Origin of the sequence: Candidatus Binatus sp. (genome assembly GCF_030646925.1) — a bacterium.
In the GTDB taxonomy this organism is placed as follows: domain Bacteria; phylum Desulfobacterota; class Binatia; order Binatales; family Binataceae; genus Binatus.
In genome coordinates this window covers 17,375-33,690 of the sequence record NZ_JAUSKL010000021.1, presented here as the reverse complement: position 1 = coordinate 33,690, position 16,316 = coordinate 17,375, and the positions used below count along the sequence as shown (strand labels likewise).

General features: G+C 60.0%; 16 protein-coding genes. 9 read left to right on the top strand and 7 right to left on the bottom strand.

Features of this window, described 5'->3' with window-relative positions; all coding sequences use genetic code 11:
- The first annotated feature begins 95 nt into the window (after nt 1-95).
- The 3 genes from Q7S58_RS02505 (at nt 96) to Q7S58_RS02495 (ending at nt 3,752) form a co-directional block, all read left to right on the top strand.
- Nucleotides 96-1,022: a cyclase family protein gene (locus tag Q7S58_RS02505; protein WP_304820471.1), complete on the top strand. Its 927-nt coding sequence runs from the start codon at nt 96-98 to the stop codon at nt 1,020-1,022.
- A gap of 62 nt (nt 1,023-1,084) precedes the next feature.
- Nucleotides 1,085-2,284 carry an amidohydrolase family protein gene (locus tag Q7S58_RS02500; protein WP_304820469.1) on the top strand — a complete coding sequence of 400 codons (1,200 nt, stop codon included), beginning with the start codon at nt 1,085-1,087 and terminating at the stop codon, nt 2,282-2,284.
- 67 nt (nt 2,285-2,351) lie between these two features.
- Nucleotides 2,352-3,752: a hypothetical protein gene (locus Q7S58_RS02495; RefSeq protein ID WP_304820467.1), complete on the top strand. Its 1,401-nt coding sequence runs from the start codon at nt 2,352-2,354 to the stop codon at nt 3,750-3,752.
- Nucleotides 3,753-3,813: 61 nt separating this feature from the next.
- On the opposite strand, the gene Q7S58_RS02490 is transcribed toward Q7S58_RS02495, so the two are convergent.
- From Q7S58_RS02490 to Q7S58_RS02460, 7 genes are read right to left on the bottom strand one after another with little or no spacing between them, the layout of a single operon-like run.
- Nucleotides 3,814-4,803, bottom strand: coding sequence for an amidohydrolase family protein (locus Q7S58_RS02490; RefSeq protein WP_304820466.1), 990 nt, complete (start codon nt 4,801-4,803; stop codon nt 3,814-3,816).
- A gap of 33 nt (nt 4,804-4,836) precedes the next feature.
- Nucleotides 4,837-5,328 (bottom strand): aromatic-ring-hydroxylating dioxygenase subunit beta, encoded by a 492-nt coding sequence (locus tag Q7S58_RS02485; protein ID WP_304820464.1) that lies wholly within the window; start codon nt 5,326-5,328, stop codon nt 4,837-4,839.
- Nucleotides 5,325-6,617, bottom strand: a complete 1,293-nt coding sequence (locus Q7S58_RS02480) for an aromatic ring-hydroxylating dioxygenase subunit alpha (protein ID WP_304820462.1) — start codon at nt 6,615-6,617, stop codon at nt 5,325-5,327. The genes Q7S58_RS02485 and Q7S58_RS02480 overlap by 4 nt, the downstream gene beginning before the upstream one ends.
- 35 nt (nt 6,618-6,652) lie before the next feature.
- Nucleotides 6,653-7,465, bottom strand: a complete 813-nt coding sequence (locus tag Q7S58_RS02475) for an SDR family NAD(P)-dependent oxidoreductase (RefSeq protein WP_304820460.1) — start codon at nt 7,463-7,465, stop codon at nt 6,653-6,655.
- 34 nt (nt 7,466-7,499) lie between these two features.
- Nucleotides 7,500-8,543, bottom strand: a complete 1,044-nt coding sequence (locus Q7S58_RS02470) for a hypothetical protein (RefSeq protein WP_304820458.1) — start codon at nt 8,541-8,543, stop codon at nt 7,500-7,502.
- Between the two features lie 60 nt (nt 8,544-8,603).
- Complete coding sequence (locus tag Q7S58_RS02465; RefSeq protein ID WP_304820456.1) at nt 8,604-9,791, bottom strand: CaiB/BaiF CoA-transferase family protein; 1,188 nt, start codon at nt 9,789-9,791, stop codon at nt 8,604-8,606.
- Entirely contained in the window at nt 9,781-10,632 is an 852-nt protein-coding gene (locus Q7S58_RS02460; protein WP_304820453.1) for a FadR/GntR family transcriptional regulator, read from the bottom strand. Before Q7S58_RS02460 ends, Q7S58_RS02465 begins: the two co-directional genes overlap by 11 nt.
- Nucleotides 10,633-10,719: 87 nt before the next feature.
- On the opposite strand from Q7S58_RS02460, the gene Q7S58_RS02455 reads away from it, so the two are divergent.
- From Q7S58_RS02455 to Q7S58_RS02430, 6 genes are all read left to right on the top strand, one after another.
- Nucleotides 10,720-11,808, top strand: coding sequence for an acyl-CoA dehydrogenase family protein (locus tag Q7S58_RS02455; RefSeq protein WP_304820450.1), 1,089 nt, complete (start codon nt 10,720-10,722; stop codon nt 11,806-11,808).
- Nucleotides 11,809-11,838: 30 nt separating this feature from the next.
- Nucleotides 11,839-12,978 (top strand): acyl-CoA dehydrogenase family protein, encoded by a 1,140-nt coding sequence (locus tag Q7S58_RS02450; RefSeq protein WP_304820448.1) that lies wholly within the window; start codon nt 11,839-11,841, stop codon nt 12,976-12,978.
- A 205-nt stretch (nt 12,979-13,183) separates the two neighbouring features.
- Complete coding sequence (locus Q7S58_RS02445) at nt 13,184-13,948, top strand: class I SAM-dependent methyltransferase (RefSeq protein ID WP_304820446.1); 765 nt, start codon at nt 13,184-13,186, stop codon at nt 13,946-13,948.
- Nucleotides 13,949-13,971: 23 nt separating this feature from the next.
- Complete coding sequence (locus tag Q7S58_RS02440; RefSeq protein WP_304820444.1) at nt 13,972-14,628, top strand: 7-cyano-7-deazaguanine synthase; 657 nt, start codon at nt 13,972-13,974, stop codon at nt 14,626-14,628.
- Nucleotides 14,629-14,769: 141 nt separating this feature from the next.
- On the top strand, nt 14,770-15,651 hold the full coding sequence (locus Q7S58_RS02435) for a BMP family protein (RefSeq protein WP_304820442.1): 882 nt from the start codon (nt 14,770-14,772) through the stop codon (nt 15,649-15,651).
- Nucleotides 15,652-15,699: 48 nt separating this feature from the next.
- On the top strand, nt 15,700-16,293 hold the full coding sequence (locus tag Q7S58_RS02430) for a hypothetical protein (protein ID WP_304820440.1): 594 nt from the start codon (nt 15,700-15,702) through the stop codon (nt 16,291-16,293).
- The last annotated feature ends 23 nt before the right edge of the window (nt 16,294-16,316 follow it).

Here is a 16,316-nt window from a genome sequence, read left to right as displayed (position 1 = left end):
TCGGGACGAATTCCGTACCAATCGTTCAGTTGCTAAGCAGTGCGCCGCATGTGGTATAGAAATTTTTCGCGGACACCGCGCAAGGAGAGTGTACCATGGCGCAAAAACTCACGCCCGCCGATGTGAAGGGGATGTTCGAGAAACTCAGCAACTGGGGCCGCTGGGGCAAGGACGATCAACGCGGCGCGCTCAATTTCATCACCGATGCGAAGCGCGCGGCCGCCGCCAAACTGGTGCAGACCGGACAGACCGTCTCGATGGCGCTGCCGCTGGCGACGATCCCCGCGCCCGACAATCCCACGCCGGTGACGCATCTGATGGTGCAGGCAGGCTTCGATTCGCGCGAGATGGATTTGCCCTACGCCGGCGACTACTTTGCGATCGCGCCGCACGGGACGGCCAACACTCATCTCGACGCGCTCTGCCACGTGTTCTGGGACAACAAGATGTACAACGGCTTCGATGCGAGCGAAGTGGGATCGCACGGCGCCAAGAAATGCGCGATTGACGTCACTCGCGACGGCATCGTCAGTCGCGGCGTCCTGCTCGACATCCCGCGGCTTAAGAAAGTCGAATGGCTCGAGCCCGGCACCGCGATTCAGCCTGAGGATCTCGACGCCGCCGAAAAAGCGCAGAGCGTCCGCGTCCAGGAGGGCGACGTGCTGATGGTGCGCACCGGCCGCGCCGGTCGCCGCAAGGTCAAAGGCGGCTGGGACGCATTCAAGGAAGGTCTCCCCGGCCTCGACGCGAGTTGTCTGCCATGGCTGCACGATCGCAAGATCGCGATCCTCGGCAGCGATGCGGTCAGCGACGTGGTGCCGTCGGGCTATGCCGGCGTTCCGCTGCCGGTCCATGTCGGCACGCTGGTCGCGATGGGCATCCATCTGATCGACAACGCCGACCTCGACGCGGTCTCGGTCGCGTGCGGCGATCTGAATCGCTATGAGTTCCTGTTCACGATGGCGCCGCTCATCCTCGAGCGGGGAACTGCATCGCCGGTGAATCCGCTCGCGATCTTCTAGGTCGTTCCGATGAACTGACTAACTAGCTCGACTAGCCGGCAACTTATAGCTCAGGAGTAAGTATGAAGACTGAAGTACTAGTGATCGATTGCGATGGACACATCCTCGAGCCGCCCGACCTTTGGGAGAAGTATATCGATCCTAAGTATCGCGACCGCGCGATGCGTATCAGGGTCGGCGATGACGGCTTCGAGTATCTCGAGATCGATCGCAAGCGCGCCAAGATGACGCAACCCGGAGTGCTGGGCTCGCTCGGCGGGATGGGCAAGCGCGTCGAAGAGGCCAACAAGCTGCGCGAAAGCGCGATGCGCGGTGAGACCAAGCCCGAGCAAGTCCGCATGATGCAGCCCAAGCCCGAGGATACTTATCTCAAAGGTGCGGCGTTCGGCACGATGGTTATGAAAGACCGGCTTGAACTGCTCGCGCAGGAAGGGATGGAAAAGGCGCTTCTATATCCTACCATCGGGCTGCTGTGGGAAGCGGAACTCTTCGACGCCGAACTATCGGCCGCCTATTGCCGCGCCTATAATCGCTGGATCGCGGATTTCTGCCGCGACTCGGGTGGCAAGCTGATCCCGATCGCGCACCTATCGCTCGGCGATCCGGAAGAAGCCGCGCGCGAGCTTGAGCGGGCAGTCAAGGATGGATGCAAGGGCGCTTTCGTATGCCCTTTCACCATCACGCGCGTCCCGCACGGCGACAGCAAGCACGATAGCGTGTTTGCCACCGCGCAGGACCTCGACGTTCCGCTCGCGATCCATCCGACTTTCGAGCCCCCCAGCTTCGGCATCCATCATCGTTACGATCGTTTCCAGTGGGCTGCCTGGTACTACGATCTCTTTGCAGGCCAGGGAGTCCAGCACGCCTTTGGCACCTTCTTCCAGCTTGGCGTGTTCGATCGATTCCCGAAGCTGAAGGTAGTGGTGCTCGAAGCGCAGGCCGGATGGATAGGCTACTTCCTCGATCGAGCCGACGCTATCTTCCACGGCACCACTCTCGGCGCCACCGTTCGGCTCAAGGAAAAGCCCTCATACTACTTCAAGCGCTCATGCTACATCTCGGCTGATCCCGATGAGCGCACGATAGCTGCTATGATGGGAATCGTTGGCGAAGACAAGTTTTTCTGGGCGTCCGACTATCCGCATCCCGATCACCCGGGCAACTATCTCGAGGAGTTGAAAGGCCTGATCGCGCCAATGAACGACTCGGGTCGTCGCGCGATCCTCGGCGAGAACGTCGCGCATGCGTATAAACTGATGTAAGTCGAAGGCATCGGAAGCGGCCGCCTTACTGAGCAAGGTTATCAGTCTGGAGCAGTAGGGGATTTGTATGAAGCGGCAAATCAGTAAGAGTTTTCTGGCTACTTTGGCGTTCGCGGCCTTGATACTGATCTGGCACCCGGCATATCCGCAGGAGCAGCGCGGACAAACCAGTTACATGGCTGTGGACATCAAGGAGCCGTTTGCCGCCATCAAGGAACGCATGACCGCGGCGAAGCCAGGTATCGAGAAGAAGCATCAAAGCCTGCTCGATGAACGCTACGACCTGAGCAATAAGCCCAAGGCGAATGCCACTATGTCGCGCGGCAAAGCAGTGCAAGGCGGCGTTCGCGTCAAGTTGTCCACAGGGATGACGTGGGAGCAGCTTTCCTCTGCGAGCCCTGACGAAATTCGCGGCAAGGATTTGTTTCCCAAGGGATTCTATCCGCTGCCTCATCCCAACCATCCCGAAGGTGGAATGCTCTTCCCGCGTTTCGAGATCGACGAGATCAAGAAACAGGAAGGCCGCGATCTGACCCGATTTGATCTCGATTTCGATCTACCAGATCAGTTCCTGCCCGAATTTCCGCCACCCATTTTTCTGACTACTCGTCCAGATCTCGGTGATGTATCCAAAGGCAAGCTGGTTACTATCGAGAACTACTACGAACTTTTTAATGGCATCCTCAACCCCAAGCAGTTAGAGGGCGTGCGGCTTCTGGTCACGCCGTTTCCCCAACAGCAGTTTAATCAAACAGAAGATCGCCGCTCGGATCGCCCTAGCCGAGGCGTCACTTGTTTTGATTGCCACGCGAATGGCCATTCGAACGGGGCGACCCACTTGGCGGGAGATACTCGCCCTCAAGCATTTCGCCATCGTATCGATACGCCTTCGCTGCGCGGCGTTAACATCCAGCGCTTGTTCGGCTCGCAGCGCTCCCTTAAGACGGTTGAAGACTTCACCGAGTTCGAGCAGCGCGCAGCATACTTCGACGGCGATCCGGTGATCGCTACCAAGAAGGGCGTTAATATCCTCGAACGCGGCAGCCAGGTCCACGACATGGCCGAAGTCCAGGAATTGCTGGACTTCCCTCCGGCGCCTAAGCTGGATGTCTATGGCAAGCTCGATCCAAAAAAGGCAACTCCGGCTGAGCTACGCGGACAAGCAATCTTTTTTGGCAAAGGCAATTGTGTATCCTGTCACGTTCCTCCGTACTACACCGACAACCTGACACATAACCTTCATGCCGAACGCTTCTACAAGCCTGTGATGATCAATGGCATGATGGCGAGCACCGACGGGCCGATCAAAACGTTTCCTTTGAGCGGCATAAGGGACTCGCCGCCCTACTTACACGATGGACGCCTGCTGACTCTCGACGATACTGTGGAATTCTTCAACTTGGTGTTGGGCACGAAACTGACGCCGGATGAGAAGCAGGACCTGGTAGCTTTCCTGCTCACTCTTTAGTCGCGGCCGCAAAGTAGCGATCGCGCAGAGTGTTACCTAAGGTAGTGAGCTCTTCGAGGGGCTAGTTGCCTAGACGCAGCAGCTTGCGCGCGTTGGCAACCAGGATCTTCTCTTCGTCCGCGCTGCTAAGTCCAAGTGCTTTGACTTCCTCGACCGGATGAGCCAGTCCGGCGGGCAGCGGATAGTCGCTGCCAACTACAAACCGCTCGGCGCCATAGGTGCTCACCAAGTGACCTAGCATCGCTCGATTGTGCGCGATGATGTCGAAGTGAAATTGCGGAACATAAGTCGATGGCGGGCGCGGAATCGCGTTGCGGCACTCCGGCACCAATCGATATCCCATGTCGAGCCGCCCGACCAACGCCGGCAGCGCGCCGCCCCCGTGATACAGCACTATTTTGAGCTTCGGATGACGCTCCAGCACTCCGCCATAAATCAGCAGCGCCGCAGCCAGGCCGGTGTCGTATAGATTGCCGACCAGGTTGCCGAGAAAGTATCGCGCGAGCGCGCCAGTCGGCGCTGCTTCGAACGGATGGATGCAGACCGCCATCTCGAGCGTCTCAGCCGCTTCCCAGAACACTTCGAAATCCGCTTCGTCGAGCTGACGTTCAACGACCTTCGGCGGAATCTCGACGCCGCGCAGTCCCAGTTTTGCCGCTCGCTCGAGTTCCTTTGCCGCAGTCGCCGGATTTTGCATCGGCACCGACGCCAGCGGCACGAAGTGCGCCGGATCGCTCGACGCCAGCGCCGCCATTGCATCGTTGTTGACCTGCGCGATCGCAAGTCCGCAATCCGCCTCGACGTCGGGATACATCAGGAATGGCACGCACGAAATCGCCTGCGCGGTGACGCCTTCGCGATCCATGTCCGCGATGCGCAAGCTCGCGTCGGAGATCGCGCCATCGATTGGACGCATCGCGCTCTCATGAATCAGGAAAAATCGCCGGCCGTCGCGCTCGACGATCCTGGTCGCAAAGTGCTTGCCTTCACGCGCGAGAAAATCGATCACCGCGGGCGCGACGAAGTGATTGTGCATATCGATGACGTCCATCGCGGCCTCCGGCGTATTCGCGGATTATTTGCGCTACAGGATGAAGCTGATTTTCCCGTGCGGACGCAGCGCCTCGTTGTCGAGAATCACGCGCCGCTCGCGGATTCTGAGATCATTGCCGCGCCGCAGCAGCTTGTAATCGTAGTGCCCGATGTACGTATCGACCGATTCGTAGCGCATCCGATGCACCGCGAAGTTCGCCGTCACGAGGATGTTCTCACCGTCGGAGCCGAGCACGCGCACATTGGCGATCATGCGCCGCGTCCGCGAGTGCGGATTCTCGGCCCACGCTGATTTGCCGAGCAACTGCTTCACGCGCGAACGGATTCGCACCGCATCGTCGGCGACTATGAAGAGCGTGTTGCGCGAATCCCCTTCCGGAACGTCGGTCGGCGGGATTTCGTAGATCGCATCCTCGGCGAGAAGTTCGAGCCACTCCTCGAGCCGCCACTCGTCGAGCAGCGCCGCTTCCTTGTATAGCAGGTCTTCGACTTGCTGGCGGCTTGGAAGTTCGGTCGCGCTCATGCCGCTTTCCTCGCGCGCCGTATCTGCGGTGTTGTCATCAGTTGATTCCATCGACGCCAGAACGCGCGCATCTGCAATTCGTCGGTGATAGACGGATGCTCCCGCTTCATCCCGCGCGAGATGTCGGACCACGCGACCTCGCGATTGGCAAAACCGCGCTGACACGATTCGAGCATTTCGACGTCGTCGGGCGTCGCAAATCCACCGGGCCCGAGGAACGTAAGAAAGTTGTCCAGCCGCAGCTTCGAGTCCGCCGCGCTCTCCTCGATCGGCGCCAGCGCCCACGCATTGACCTCCATGTAATCGGGCGAAACGGGGAAAAAGGTGCGGACGGTGATCGCCATGATGTCGTTGATCACGAGATTCGGAAAAATTCCGAGGTTGCGGCTGGTCTCGCAAATTCGCCGCGCGCGCTCCGGACCAAATCGATCGTCGAATCTTCGCCGCAACTGCTCAAAATGTTCCTTGCGATGCTCCCCGAATGGCGGAACCCAGTGCGCGATCGGTCGTCCCCATGCGCTCTGATACTCGAGCACGGCGTGCCCGTTGCCAAGATCGACGGTCTTTTGCCGCACTGGCGCCCCAAGATTGTTGCCCTTGAAATCGATGCCGATGTCACTCAGAAAACTGAAGTAGCGCTGATGCGTCGGCAATCCGTGATAGCCGTCGTAACTGTTCTCCATCAGCAATTTCCAGTTGGCGCGCGCGCTGTACGACTGCTGCCCCGCGACGATTTTCATCCCCAGTTCGGATTGATCCGCCACGAGGTCGAGGTACTCGCGCGCGCCCGCCAGATAGTCGTAGAGACTCTCCGCCGCCGGATCGAAGCACGCGAAAATGAAGCCGCGATAATTGTCCACCTGCGGCGGCGCCGCCAGGCCCAGGTCGTCGCGCTTGAACGCGTCGCTGTATGAATCTTCGCCCGGTACTCCGACCAATTGCCCGCGCGAATTGTAAGTCCATGCGTGATACGGGCATTGAAATGTTTTCGCGTTGCCGGAATTCTGGCGACAGACCATCGCGCCGCGATGCGTGCAGGTATTCAGCAGGACGCGCGCCACGCTGTCATCGCCGCGCACCAGGATCATCGGACGGCCCGCCGCGTTGCGCGATCGATAGTCGCCGGCATGCGGCACCTCGGACTCGTGCCCAACGTAAATCCAGCACTTGTCGAAAATCCGCCGCCGTTCCTCCTGCAGGCATTCAGGATCGGTGAACGCGCGGCGATTCACCCGAAACAGTCCCGCGTCCTGATCGTCGATGATGTAGCTCTCAGTTGATTTGTCCATGCTGCCTCTCCTGCATTTTGACGGCGCTCGTCGCGCTACTTGTCAGATGGATTCCATGCCCAATAACGCGCGATCGCGCCCGCATCGACGCGCAAATCCGTGCCGGTGATCATTGCCGCATCGTCCGACGCGAGAAATGCCGCGGCCTGTCCGTAGTCGCTCGGCTTCGGCAATTTCTGCATCGGCACGCCCTTGCGAAACGGCTCGAACGCGCGCGTGATCGCCTCCGCGCTCTGCACCTTGCGACCCCATCGCGCGGCGCGCTCGAAAGATTCCGCCGGGTCGGTCGCCGTCGGCGTCAGGCTGTTCACGCGGATGCCGTGCGCGACCAATTCCATCGCGGCCGATCGCGTAAAATTCAAAAGCCCGCTCTTGGCCGTGCAATACGCGATGTTGTTCGGCTCGCCCTGATGCCCCGCGGTCGAAATGATATTGATGATGCTCCCCTTGCGCCCCTGCTCGATCATTAACCTGGCCGCGTGCTTCGTGAACAGGAACGCGCCGGTGAGAATAATTTCGATCTGTCGATGCCATTCGGCGAGCGGCATGTCGAGCACGCCTTTCTTGTTGAAGATCGCCGCGCTGTTCACCAGGATGTCGATTCCGCCGAACGATTCGCGCGCCGCGCCGATCGCCGCGATCACCTGGCGCTCGTCGGTGACGTCGCACGTCGCGGCGATCGCTCTGCCGCCGCTGCCATTGATGTAGCGCGCACAATCTGCGGAATTCTCTTCGCGCGCATCGACGCACACCAGCGCTGCGCCCTCGGCCGCGAGTCCTTCCGCGATACCGCCGCCGATATTCGCGCTGGTTCCGGTAACCACTGCGACTTTTTCTTTGAGTTTCATTCCGGCTCTCCGCGTTAGTCGAAAAGCATCTCGCTCAATTTGCCGGCGGCGCCATCAAAAAGCACTTCGACGAATTGAAGATCCACGTATCGATAAATTCGGTCTCCGCCGGCTTGCGATTGAGTTGCGCGAGCGCTCCGGCGAGGCACATCCAGTTTAGAATTTCCTGCTGCCCGCTTTCCTCGACTGCCGACGCGGGATAATTCCGCCACGCATCGTAGTTGCCGGAGCGCAACGCCTCGAACAGTTTCCAATCGGCCGGCGTGTCCGGATAGAGAAAGTGATTCTTCTCGGTTAGAAATGCGTGCGACCATCCCGACGACGCCAGCAGCACGACCCGCCACGGACTCTCGGCAAAAATGCGCGCGGTCGCGGCGCCCAGATCGAACAGCCGCCGCGGCGTCGGCGCCGGCGGATCGAGTTGCTCGGTTGACGGCGGATTTTCGAACATCGGCAGGCCGCCGCGTTGCGCGATCACTTTCCGGCCGTAGCAATTGATCGAAAATGGAATGATCGGAAAAGCAAAACCCTTGCGATCGTAGTCGAGATATAGAATCGCATTCGCAAACGCGTGGCCCAGCGGATGATGCAGCGGCTTGTAGGAATACGCCGCGTCGAAGCCCGCATCGATAAGCCCGCTCGCGAGATACTTCGCCGCCTTCACGTTGCCGGGGACGCTGAACTTCTTCTCGGCAGCCTCGTTCCACACGTTGTGCGCGGGCGAACTGAACTCGAACGATTCGTGCGCGTAGATGCAATACGGCGGGACGATGTCCTCGCGAAAATTCTCGTACTGATCGTCGCCCCAGACCACCACCAGGTCGGGCCGAAACGCGTCGATCTGCGCGCGCGTTTTGCGCAGCGCCTTGAGCAAGCGCTCGCGATGCGTTCGCGCCGCGCCGGCGCCTTCGTCGGTGCTCCATTCAGCGCGCATCGCGTCGGGCCAGTTTTCCGCGTGGCGAAATTTTTCCGGCAGCTTCGGATTCTGCAGCATGCGCTTCAAAATCCAGGACATCATTTCGTCGCGCCCGGCGAGCGGCGGATAATGCGTAATGCCGGCTACGAGAATCTCACTCATCTGCATGTCCTCGAGTGCGTGTGATTGCGCTCATCGATTTGTTCGGCCATCCATCGAGCTTCAAGCGTGTTCGCGATCGTCGCGAAGAATCCGTTTGCTGTACAGCGTCGCGATCCGATCTTTTGAATACCCCAAAACGTCCGCAAGAACATCTGCGTTGTCAGCGCCGAGCGCCGGCACATAGTTGCGCGCTCGCGCCTCTGCATTATCGAATTTGAACGCCGGATTCGGAACCTTGAGAGTTCCTGCTCCGTCATCGATCACGCTGAATGAACCGCGCTGCGCGAGGTGTTCCGCCTGCAGCGCCTCGCGCACGGTGAAGTATCGCGAGCACGGAACATTGCCCGCAGTGAGAATCGATTCGCACTCTTCGGCAGTTCGATTCGAGGCCCACTCGTCGAGCATCGACATGAACTCCGCCCAATTTTCGCTTCGTCCTTTCGCGGTGCCGAAGCGCGGATCCGTCATCCATTCCGGATGCCCGACCGCGCGCGCCAGCGCCTCGAAATTGTTCGGCTTGACCGCCGCGATCATGATGAATCCGTCCTTGGCGCGGGTCGGCTGAAACGTATTGGCGCGCTTTTTCTGCGGAAACTGCGCCTCCTGAAATTCGTAGATGAGCATCCCGAGCACGCCGTCCATCATCGACAGATCGATGCAATCGCCGCGGCCGCTGCGCTCGCGCGCCAGCAACGCGGACTGAATCGCGCCGAACGCGTGCGTCCCGCCGAGCACGTCGCCAACATAGATACCGGTGTTGAGCGGGCGCTCGAGTCCATTTTGATACGAGAGGTTGACCAGGTCGAAGCCGCTCGCCGCGTGCAGCATCGGCGCGTATGCGGAGCGCGTCGCCCACGGTCCACGCTGGCCGAAGCCCGAGATCGAGCAGTACACGAGGCGCGGATTACCAGCCGCAAGCGCCGCGTAATCGAGGCCGAGCCGTTGCATCACGCCGGGCCGGAAATTTTCGACGACGACATCTGATTTCGCCGCGAGTTCGCGAATCAGCGCGATCGCCTCGCTCTCGCGAAAATCGAGCGCGATACTTTTCTTGCCGCAATTGAGATGCGCAAAATACGCGCTCTTGCCATTGCGCAGCGGCGGTTGCGTCCGGATAAAGTCGCCCTCGGGCGGCTCGATCTTGATCACCTCCGCGCCAAGGTCCGCGAGCAAGCGCGTGCAATACGGTCCCGACACGATCGTCGTAAAATCGAGCACTCGCACCCCGCCTAGAATTTCATTGTTCAATGGCGGCCTCGGCGCGACTGTTCTTTCTCACCAGCGACAAATAGCGGCGATTCAGGCGCTCCAGATGCGCCTCCATTTCCGCCACCGCCGCATCGCTCTCGCCCGCTTCGAAGTGTTTGATAAATCGGCGACGCGACGGAATCACCCACGGATTTTGTTTTTGTCCGATCGCCTCGATGAAGTGCCGCATCACGTCGATCAGCGCCTCCATCACGATCGCCATCACCGGATTTTTCGTCGCGCGCGCGATGATGCGATGAAAATCCAGATGAATCGCCGCTTGATCGTAAAAGTCAATTTTTTCGCGCGCCGCTCTTTCCGCCGACGCAATGTTCGCCTTCATCGCGTCGATGTCGTCCCGCGTCGCGCGCTCGCACGCCGTCCGCACCGCGATCGATTCGATCATCACGCGCGCCTCGGTCAAATCCTCCGGCCGGATCGCGCCCAGGTTGAACATGTCGCGAAGTCCGGTGACGATCGCGTCGCCCGTCGCCTCTTTCACGAACGCGCCGCCGCTTGCTCCAGTCTGCAGTCGCAGCAGTCCCGCATTTTCGAGCGATCGCAGCGCCTCCCGCAGCGTGTTGCGCGAGACTCCGAACTGCGCGGCGAGCGCTCGCTCGGGCGGAAGCCGGTCGCCTGCTCTTAGCCGCCGATTCGACACTTCGCCGCGAATCTGATCGACGATCTCCTCGAACGCGCGCACGCTTCGGATGCGCTTGAATTGCACGCGGCCGTTCGTTCGCGAACCCGCGCGAACCTTGGCGCGGCGATCTATCGCGGTCGGCGGCAGAGTTTCTCGCTTGACAATCGCGTTGCGCTTATGCTCCATTGGTTCAACCATTCTTAATCTGAGCCGATGTCGCCCCAATGTCAAGCGCAAAACGCCGGATGGCTCAAACCATTTCAATCGCCCACGGAGGAATTCGCCGTGATCTCTTTTGAACTGTCCGAAGAACAGCAGCTCGCCCAATCGATGGCGCGGACCCTCGCCGCCGACGCGCTCCGGCCCGCCGCGCGCGACGCCGACGAGCGCGAGACAATTCCGAAATCGATTCTCGACGAAATCTGGGCGACCGGAATCGTCCAATCGCAAGCCGACTCGGCGTCAGACGCTGCCGGCCGCTCGTGCACGCTAAATGCGCTGCTGCTCGAAGAGCTGGCCGTGGCGGACGCCGCTTTCGCGATTGCCGCCGCCGCGCCGATCGGATTTCTCAGCGCGATCGCCTCGCAAGGCTCGGCCGCGCAGAAGAAAAATCTGCTCCCGCTCTTTGAAGGCGACCACTATCGATGCGCCGCCGTCGCGATCATGGAGCCCGATTTCGCCTTCGACGTTTCCGCGATCCGCACCGCCGCGATCAAAACCCGCGACGGCTACCGACTGTCCGGAATCAAAGGACTGGTTCCGCTCACAAATCAGTGCAGCCATTTTCTCGTGATCGCGCGCTGCGACGGAAACGCCGAAGCGTTCATCGTCGATCGTAATGCGAAGGGCGTAGTCGTCGGCGAGAAAAAGCCCAACATCGGACTTCGCGCGCTCGAGATGGCGACCGTGAGTTTCAACGATGTCGAACTCAGCGCGAGCGCCCGCCTCGGCGAAAGCGCCGGATGCGACGTTCAGCGCATCGTCGATTCCGCGCGCACCGCGCTCTCCGCAGTCATGACTGGCACCAGCCGCGCCGTGATGGAATTCGTGATGCCCTACACCAAGGAGCGCATCGTACACGGCGATGCGCTCGCGAAGAAACAGACGATCGCGTTCCGCCTCGCCGATATGCGGATCGAAACCGACGCGATGCGCTGGATGACGTGGAAGGCCGCGTCGATTCTCGAGCAGGGCGGCGCCGCCACTCGCCAGGCGCAACTCGCATACACCTACGCCGCGGAGCAGGCGATGTGGATCGCCGACGAAGGCGTGCAGATGCTCGGCGGTCACGGCTACCTGCGCGACAACCCGGTCGAGATGTGGTACTGCGACGCGCGCACCGTATCGGTGCTCGAAGGTGCAGTCGGAGTTTGATCCGCTGAGACGCTTATCGAGGAAAAAGCGATGATAGATTTTGAACTCACTACCGCCGATCAGGAAATTCTGAAACTGGCCCATGAGCAGGCGCTGATTGGACAGCGCTACGCGCGCTACTACGATCAGCACGAGGACGAGCTTCCTCCCGCCGAATTTCCCGAGGCCGCAAATCTTCCAAACCTGACCCGCCTCGCCGAGGAAGGAGTAAGCGGTAGCAGTGGCCCGCGAATCCTTCACTCACTGGTGATCCTCGAGACCTACGGCGGTATTGACTTGCACCGCGCCAGATGGGGCCTCGGCAACACGGTGCTCAAAACCGTCGCGACGCCCGCCCAATTCGACAAGTGGAAAGACCACACTATTTCCATCGCGATCACCGAACCCGGCGCCGGCTCCGATCCCGCAAATATTCGCACGACTGCGACCTTCGATCGCGAGACCGGCGAATGGATCATCAACGGCGAGAAAATTTTCATCTCGCAGGCGGAGTCCGCCGACGCCGCGATGGTCTTCTCACGCTTCATCGCGCCCGACGGCAGCCGCGGCATGACGACCTTCCTGGTCGAGAAAGGCACGCCCGGTTTCACCGTCGGCCCGCAGCTCAAGAAACTCGGCATCCGCTCGCACGACACCTGCAACCTGCTGTTCGACAACTGCCGCATCCCGGAATTCAACCACATCAAAGGTGATTTCAAATCGACGATGTCGGTATTCAACGACTCGCGCCCGATGGTCGGTGCGATGGCGCTCGGCGTGGCGCGCGCGGCGCTGGATTTCACGCGCGAGAAGTACACCGAACGCGGCCTCGAGATCGACTATCGCGGCGGCTTGCGAAGCCGCTCGGCCCTGGTCGATCGGTTCATCCGCCTCGAGGCGATCTACGAAGCTGCATTGCTGACGGTGCTGCGCTCCAAGTGGCTCGAGCAACAGGACGTACCGCCCAAGGTCGAAGCGTCGATCGCGAAAGCGGCTGGCGGCAAGGCTGCCCGAAGGATCACGCAAGGATGCATCGATTTGCTCGGCCCCGAGGCGCTCTCGGAGGATCATCCGCTCGATCGATGCTTCCGCGATGGCCGCATCTTCGACATCTATGAAGGCGCGGGCGAGATCCAGCGGCTGATCATCGCGCGCGCGATTCTGGGCTACACGGGTCGCGATTTGCGCTAAGGATATCGCTCGCCTAGCACTGGGGGCATCGTCAAACACCTTCCTGAATTACCTTACTGACCGTGCGTAGCGCGCATCCGAATCGCGACAGGAAGCCCGAAACCCGTAAGGGTTTCGGGCTCTCGATTAGAGCCGTCGCTTGCTTCGACGAACCTCCGAGCGCAAAATCGGCGCGCTGTCCTCATCGCCAGCAAAGGAGCGGCATTTGGCCACGCAACCTTCTCCATGGTACGTCGATTTTTTCAGAAACGACTACCTGAGCGTGTATGATCATCAATTCACGGCTGAGCGAGCCGAGAAGGAAGTTGCATTTGCGGAAAAGGCGCTGCAATTAAGCCCAGGCAGCCAGCTACTCGACCTATGCTGCGGCCAGGGACGCCATTCGGTGCTGTTAGCAAAGCATGGCTTCCTCGTCACCGCGCTCGATCTCAACTCTTCCTATCTCGAATTGGCACAGAAGGCTGCTCTGGCGGCCAATGTCAAGCTGACTACCATAACCGGCGACATGCGCCGGATACCATTTCACAACTACTTCGATGCCGTCGTGAACATGTATTCCTCCTTCGGCTACCTCGAATCCGAGGCCGAGGATAGGAAGGTACTCGAGAGCATCGCCAGCTCACTCAAGCCCAAGGGACGCTTGCTGCTCGATATGCTGAATCGCGAGTGGGCGGTATCCAACTACATCCAGCACGATTGGCATTCGGGCGCGGATAACACCTTGTATGTCGAACGCCGCGAGCTTGACCTTGCCAGCAGCAGCATGCATGTCAGCTTTACGATTGTCGATCCCGATGGTACCCGCCGCGAGTCCGTCGGGCATCACATCCGTCTCTACACGCTCACTGAGATCAGCCGGCTTCTTTCAGGCGTAAACTTGCACGTGAATGGCGTATTCGGCGGCTTCGACGGCGAGCCTTACGCGATCGGTACGCGAAGGATGATCATCCTCGCCGAAAAGGGAGCCTGAATAGAATAATTGGTGCGTATAAGGTGACTAGCATCGAAAAGGTCGCGGTCCTTGCCAGCGGAGGTCTTGATAGTTCGGTGTTGCTGGCCGAGGAAGCTGCAAGGTCGATCGTTTATCCCATTTACGTGAGGTGTGGACTCGCGTGGGAAGACGTCGAGTACGACGCCCTTGTGTCCTTCCTCGACGCCCTCAAGAATCCGCACACGATGCCGCCAGCGATCCTGCCTGTAAGCGTCGACGCTATGTACGGTGATCATTGGAGTGTTACCGGCGAGAACATCCCCGATGCTGCCGAGCCGGACGAAGCGGTCTATCTGCCTGGCCGCAACATCCTGCTAGTCGGTCTGGCGGCTGTATGGTGCGCGACTCATAAAGTCTCGCGCATCGCGGTCGGTTCGCTTGGCGGCAACCCGTTCCCTGACGCAACCCCGGCTTTCTTCAAGGACTTAGCGCGAGTACTTAGCACCGGTCTCGATCACGAAATCAGGATTGAAGCGCCTTATCGCGGCCTTAAAAAGAGCGACCTTATCAAGCGATTCGCTCATCTGCCGCTCGAGCTGACCCTCACCTGTATGGCGCCCGCAGGCGGACGACATTGCGGACGTTGCAACAAATGCGCGGAGCGCCGCAAAGCCTTCCGCGACGCCGGCATAGCCGACCGCACTGCTTACTCGGCATGATAGAGTAGGTGCATGGACTTCACTCACCCGGGTTGCGCGCGCTACCGGCCGTTAGCTCTATTGCTTGTCCTGGCGATTTCAATCGTAGCTTGCACCCGCGATCGCAAAGCTCCTGACTCTTCTCCGACTTTTCGGGTTGCCTTGCTTACTCCCGGACCTATCAGCGACGCGGGATGGAATGCCGCCGCCTATCAGGGACTGGAACTAATCAAGAGCAAGCTTGGTGCGGAGACTGCCCTGGTGCAGACGACCTCTCCCGCCGATTTCGAAGATTCGATGCGTGACTTTGCGTCGCGCGGCTTCAACCTTATCTTTGCTCACGGGTTCGAATTCACCGACGCTGCCCTAAGTGTCGCCAAACAGTTTCCCGATACTTACTTCGTAGTCAGTTCAGGCAGCGCAACATCTCACAATGTTGCTTCTGTCACTTTCAAGGTTGATCAGGCCGCCTACGTCGAAGGCGTCCTCGCAGGCGGTATTTCCAAGACTGGAGTAGTAGGCGCGATCGGCGGAATCGAGCTGCCATCTATTCGGCTAACCTTTGAGGGTTTCAGACGCGGATTTCTTTCGGTCCAGCCCAAAGGACGGATGCTGATCAGCTATACCGGCAATTTCAATGACGTCGGCGCAGCCAAGGAGGCAGCCCTCGCTCAGATCAGCCAGGGTGCCGATGTACTCGTTCACAATGCCGACGCGGCCGGCCTCGGTGTTTTCGAAGCGGCATCCGACAAGCACGTCTTTGCGCTGGGAACGTTCACGAATCAAAATGAGGTAGCGCCCGACGTCGTTATCGCGAGTGCGGTGACCTCGACCCCTGACGCATTCCTGAGAATCGCGACCGAGGTGAAGAATCATCAGTTTCATCCGGGGATGCTCGAATTCGGGATGGAAGACGGCATGGTGAAGGTGGTTATGAACCCTAAGCTCGAATCACGCATTCCGGCCGCCGCCATCGAACGTGCCCGCCAGGCCGAGCGCGAATTTCCTTCAGCCACGACCGCCCCTACTCCCACCAATCACTGAACCACTCTGCTATGCTGAGTTCATACCGCACCGCTTCCGGGAGGATCTATGCCGCGTTCACGCATCGACAGCTACTACTCACTCATCAAGCCCGCGGCTAGTTTAATAGGTCCATCGCCGCGCTTCCGCATCAGTGCGGTCGCCGCAATCGTCGCGATCCTTGCAGCGTTGCTGCTCACCGGTTGTAACTCACAGTCCTTTCAGTACGCGCCCGAGCCGCCCAATCCGCCGGCTCCGCTGGCGCCGCCTCAGCCGCCTCCGCCTCCGCTCAACCAGGCGCGATTGCTTAATGGAAACTGGATGGCGACTTACCCGGGCGGACCGCTCCGCGTTGTCATCAGCCTCGATCCGATGCTTCGCGGACGCAACTACGTCGCGACGCTGGTCGATCCCAGCAAGACCATTCCGGCTGGCCAGGTCGTGTGGCGTGGCACGCTCGATCCGAATGTTCCCGGGCTGGTACTAGCCGATCAGGTCTGCGCGGATAACGGCTTCGTGCAGGCGCGCAACGTGAAGGCGCGAATCCTGGTCGGCGATCCGAGCAACTTCACCGAAGAGTTGGTGAATCCTAAAGAATGCCGCGGATTCCCGGTTACCTATACTCGCGTCGGTCCCGCCCCGGCCGAGCCCCAGCGCGACTAAGCCTTCGTTTCGACGCGAACGGA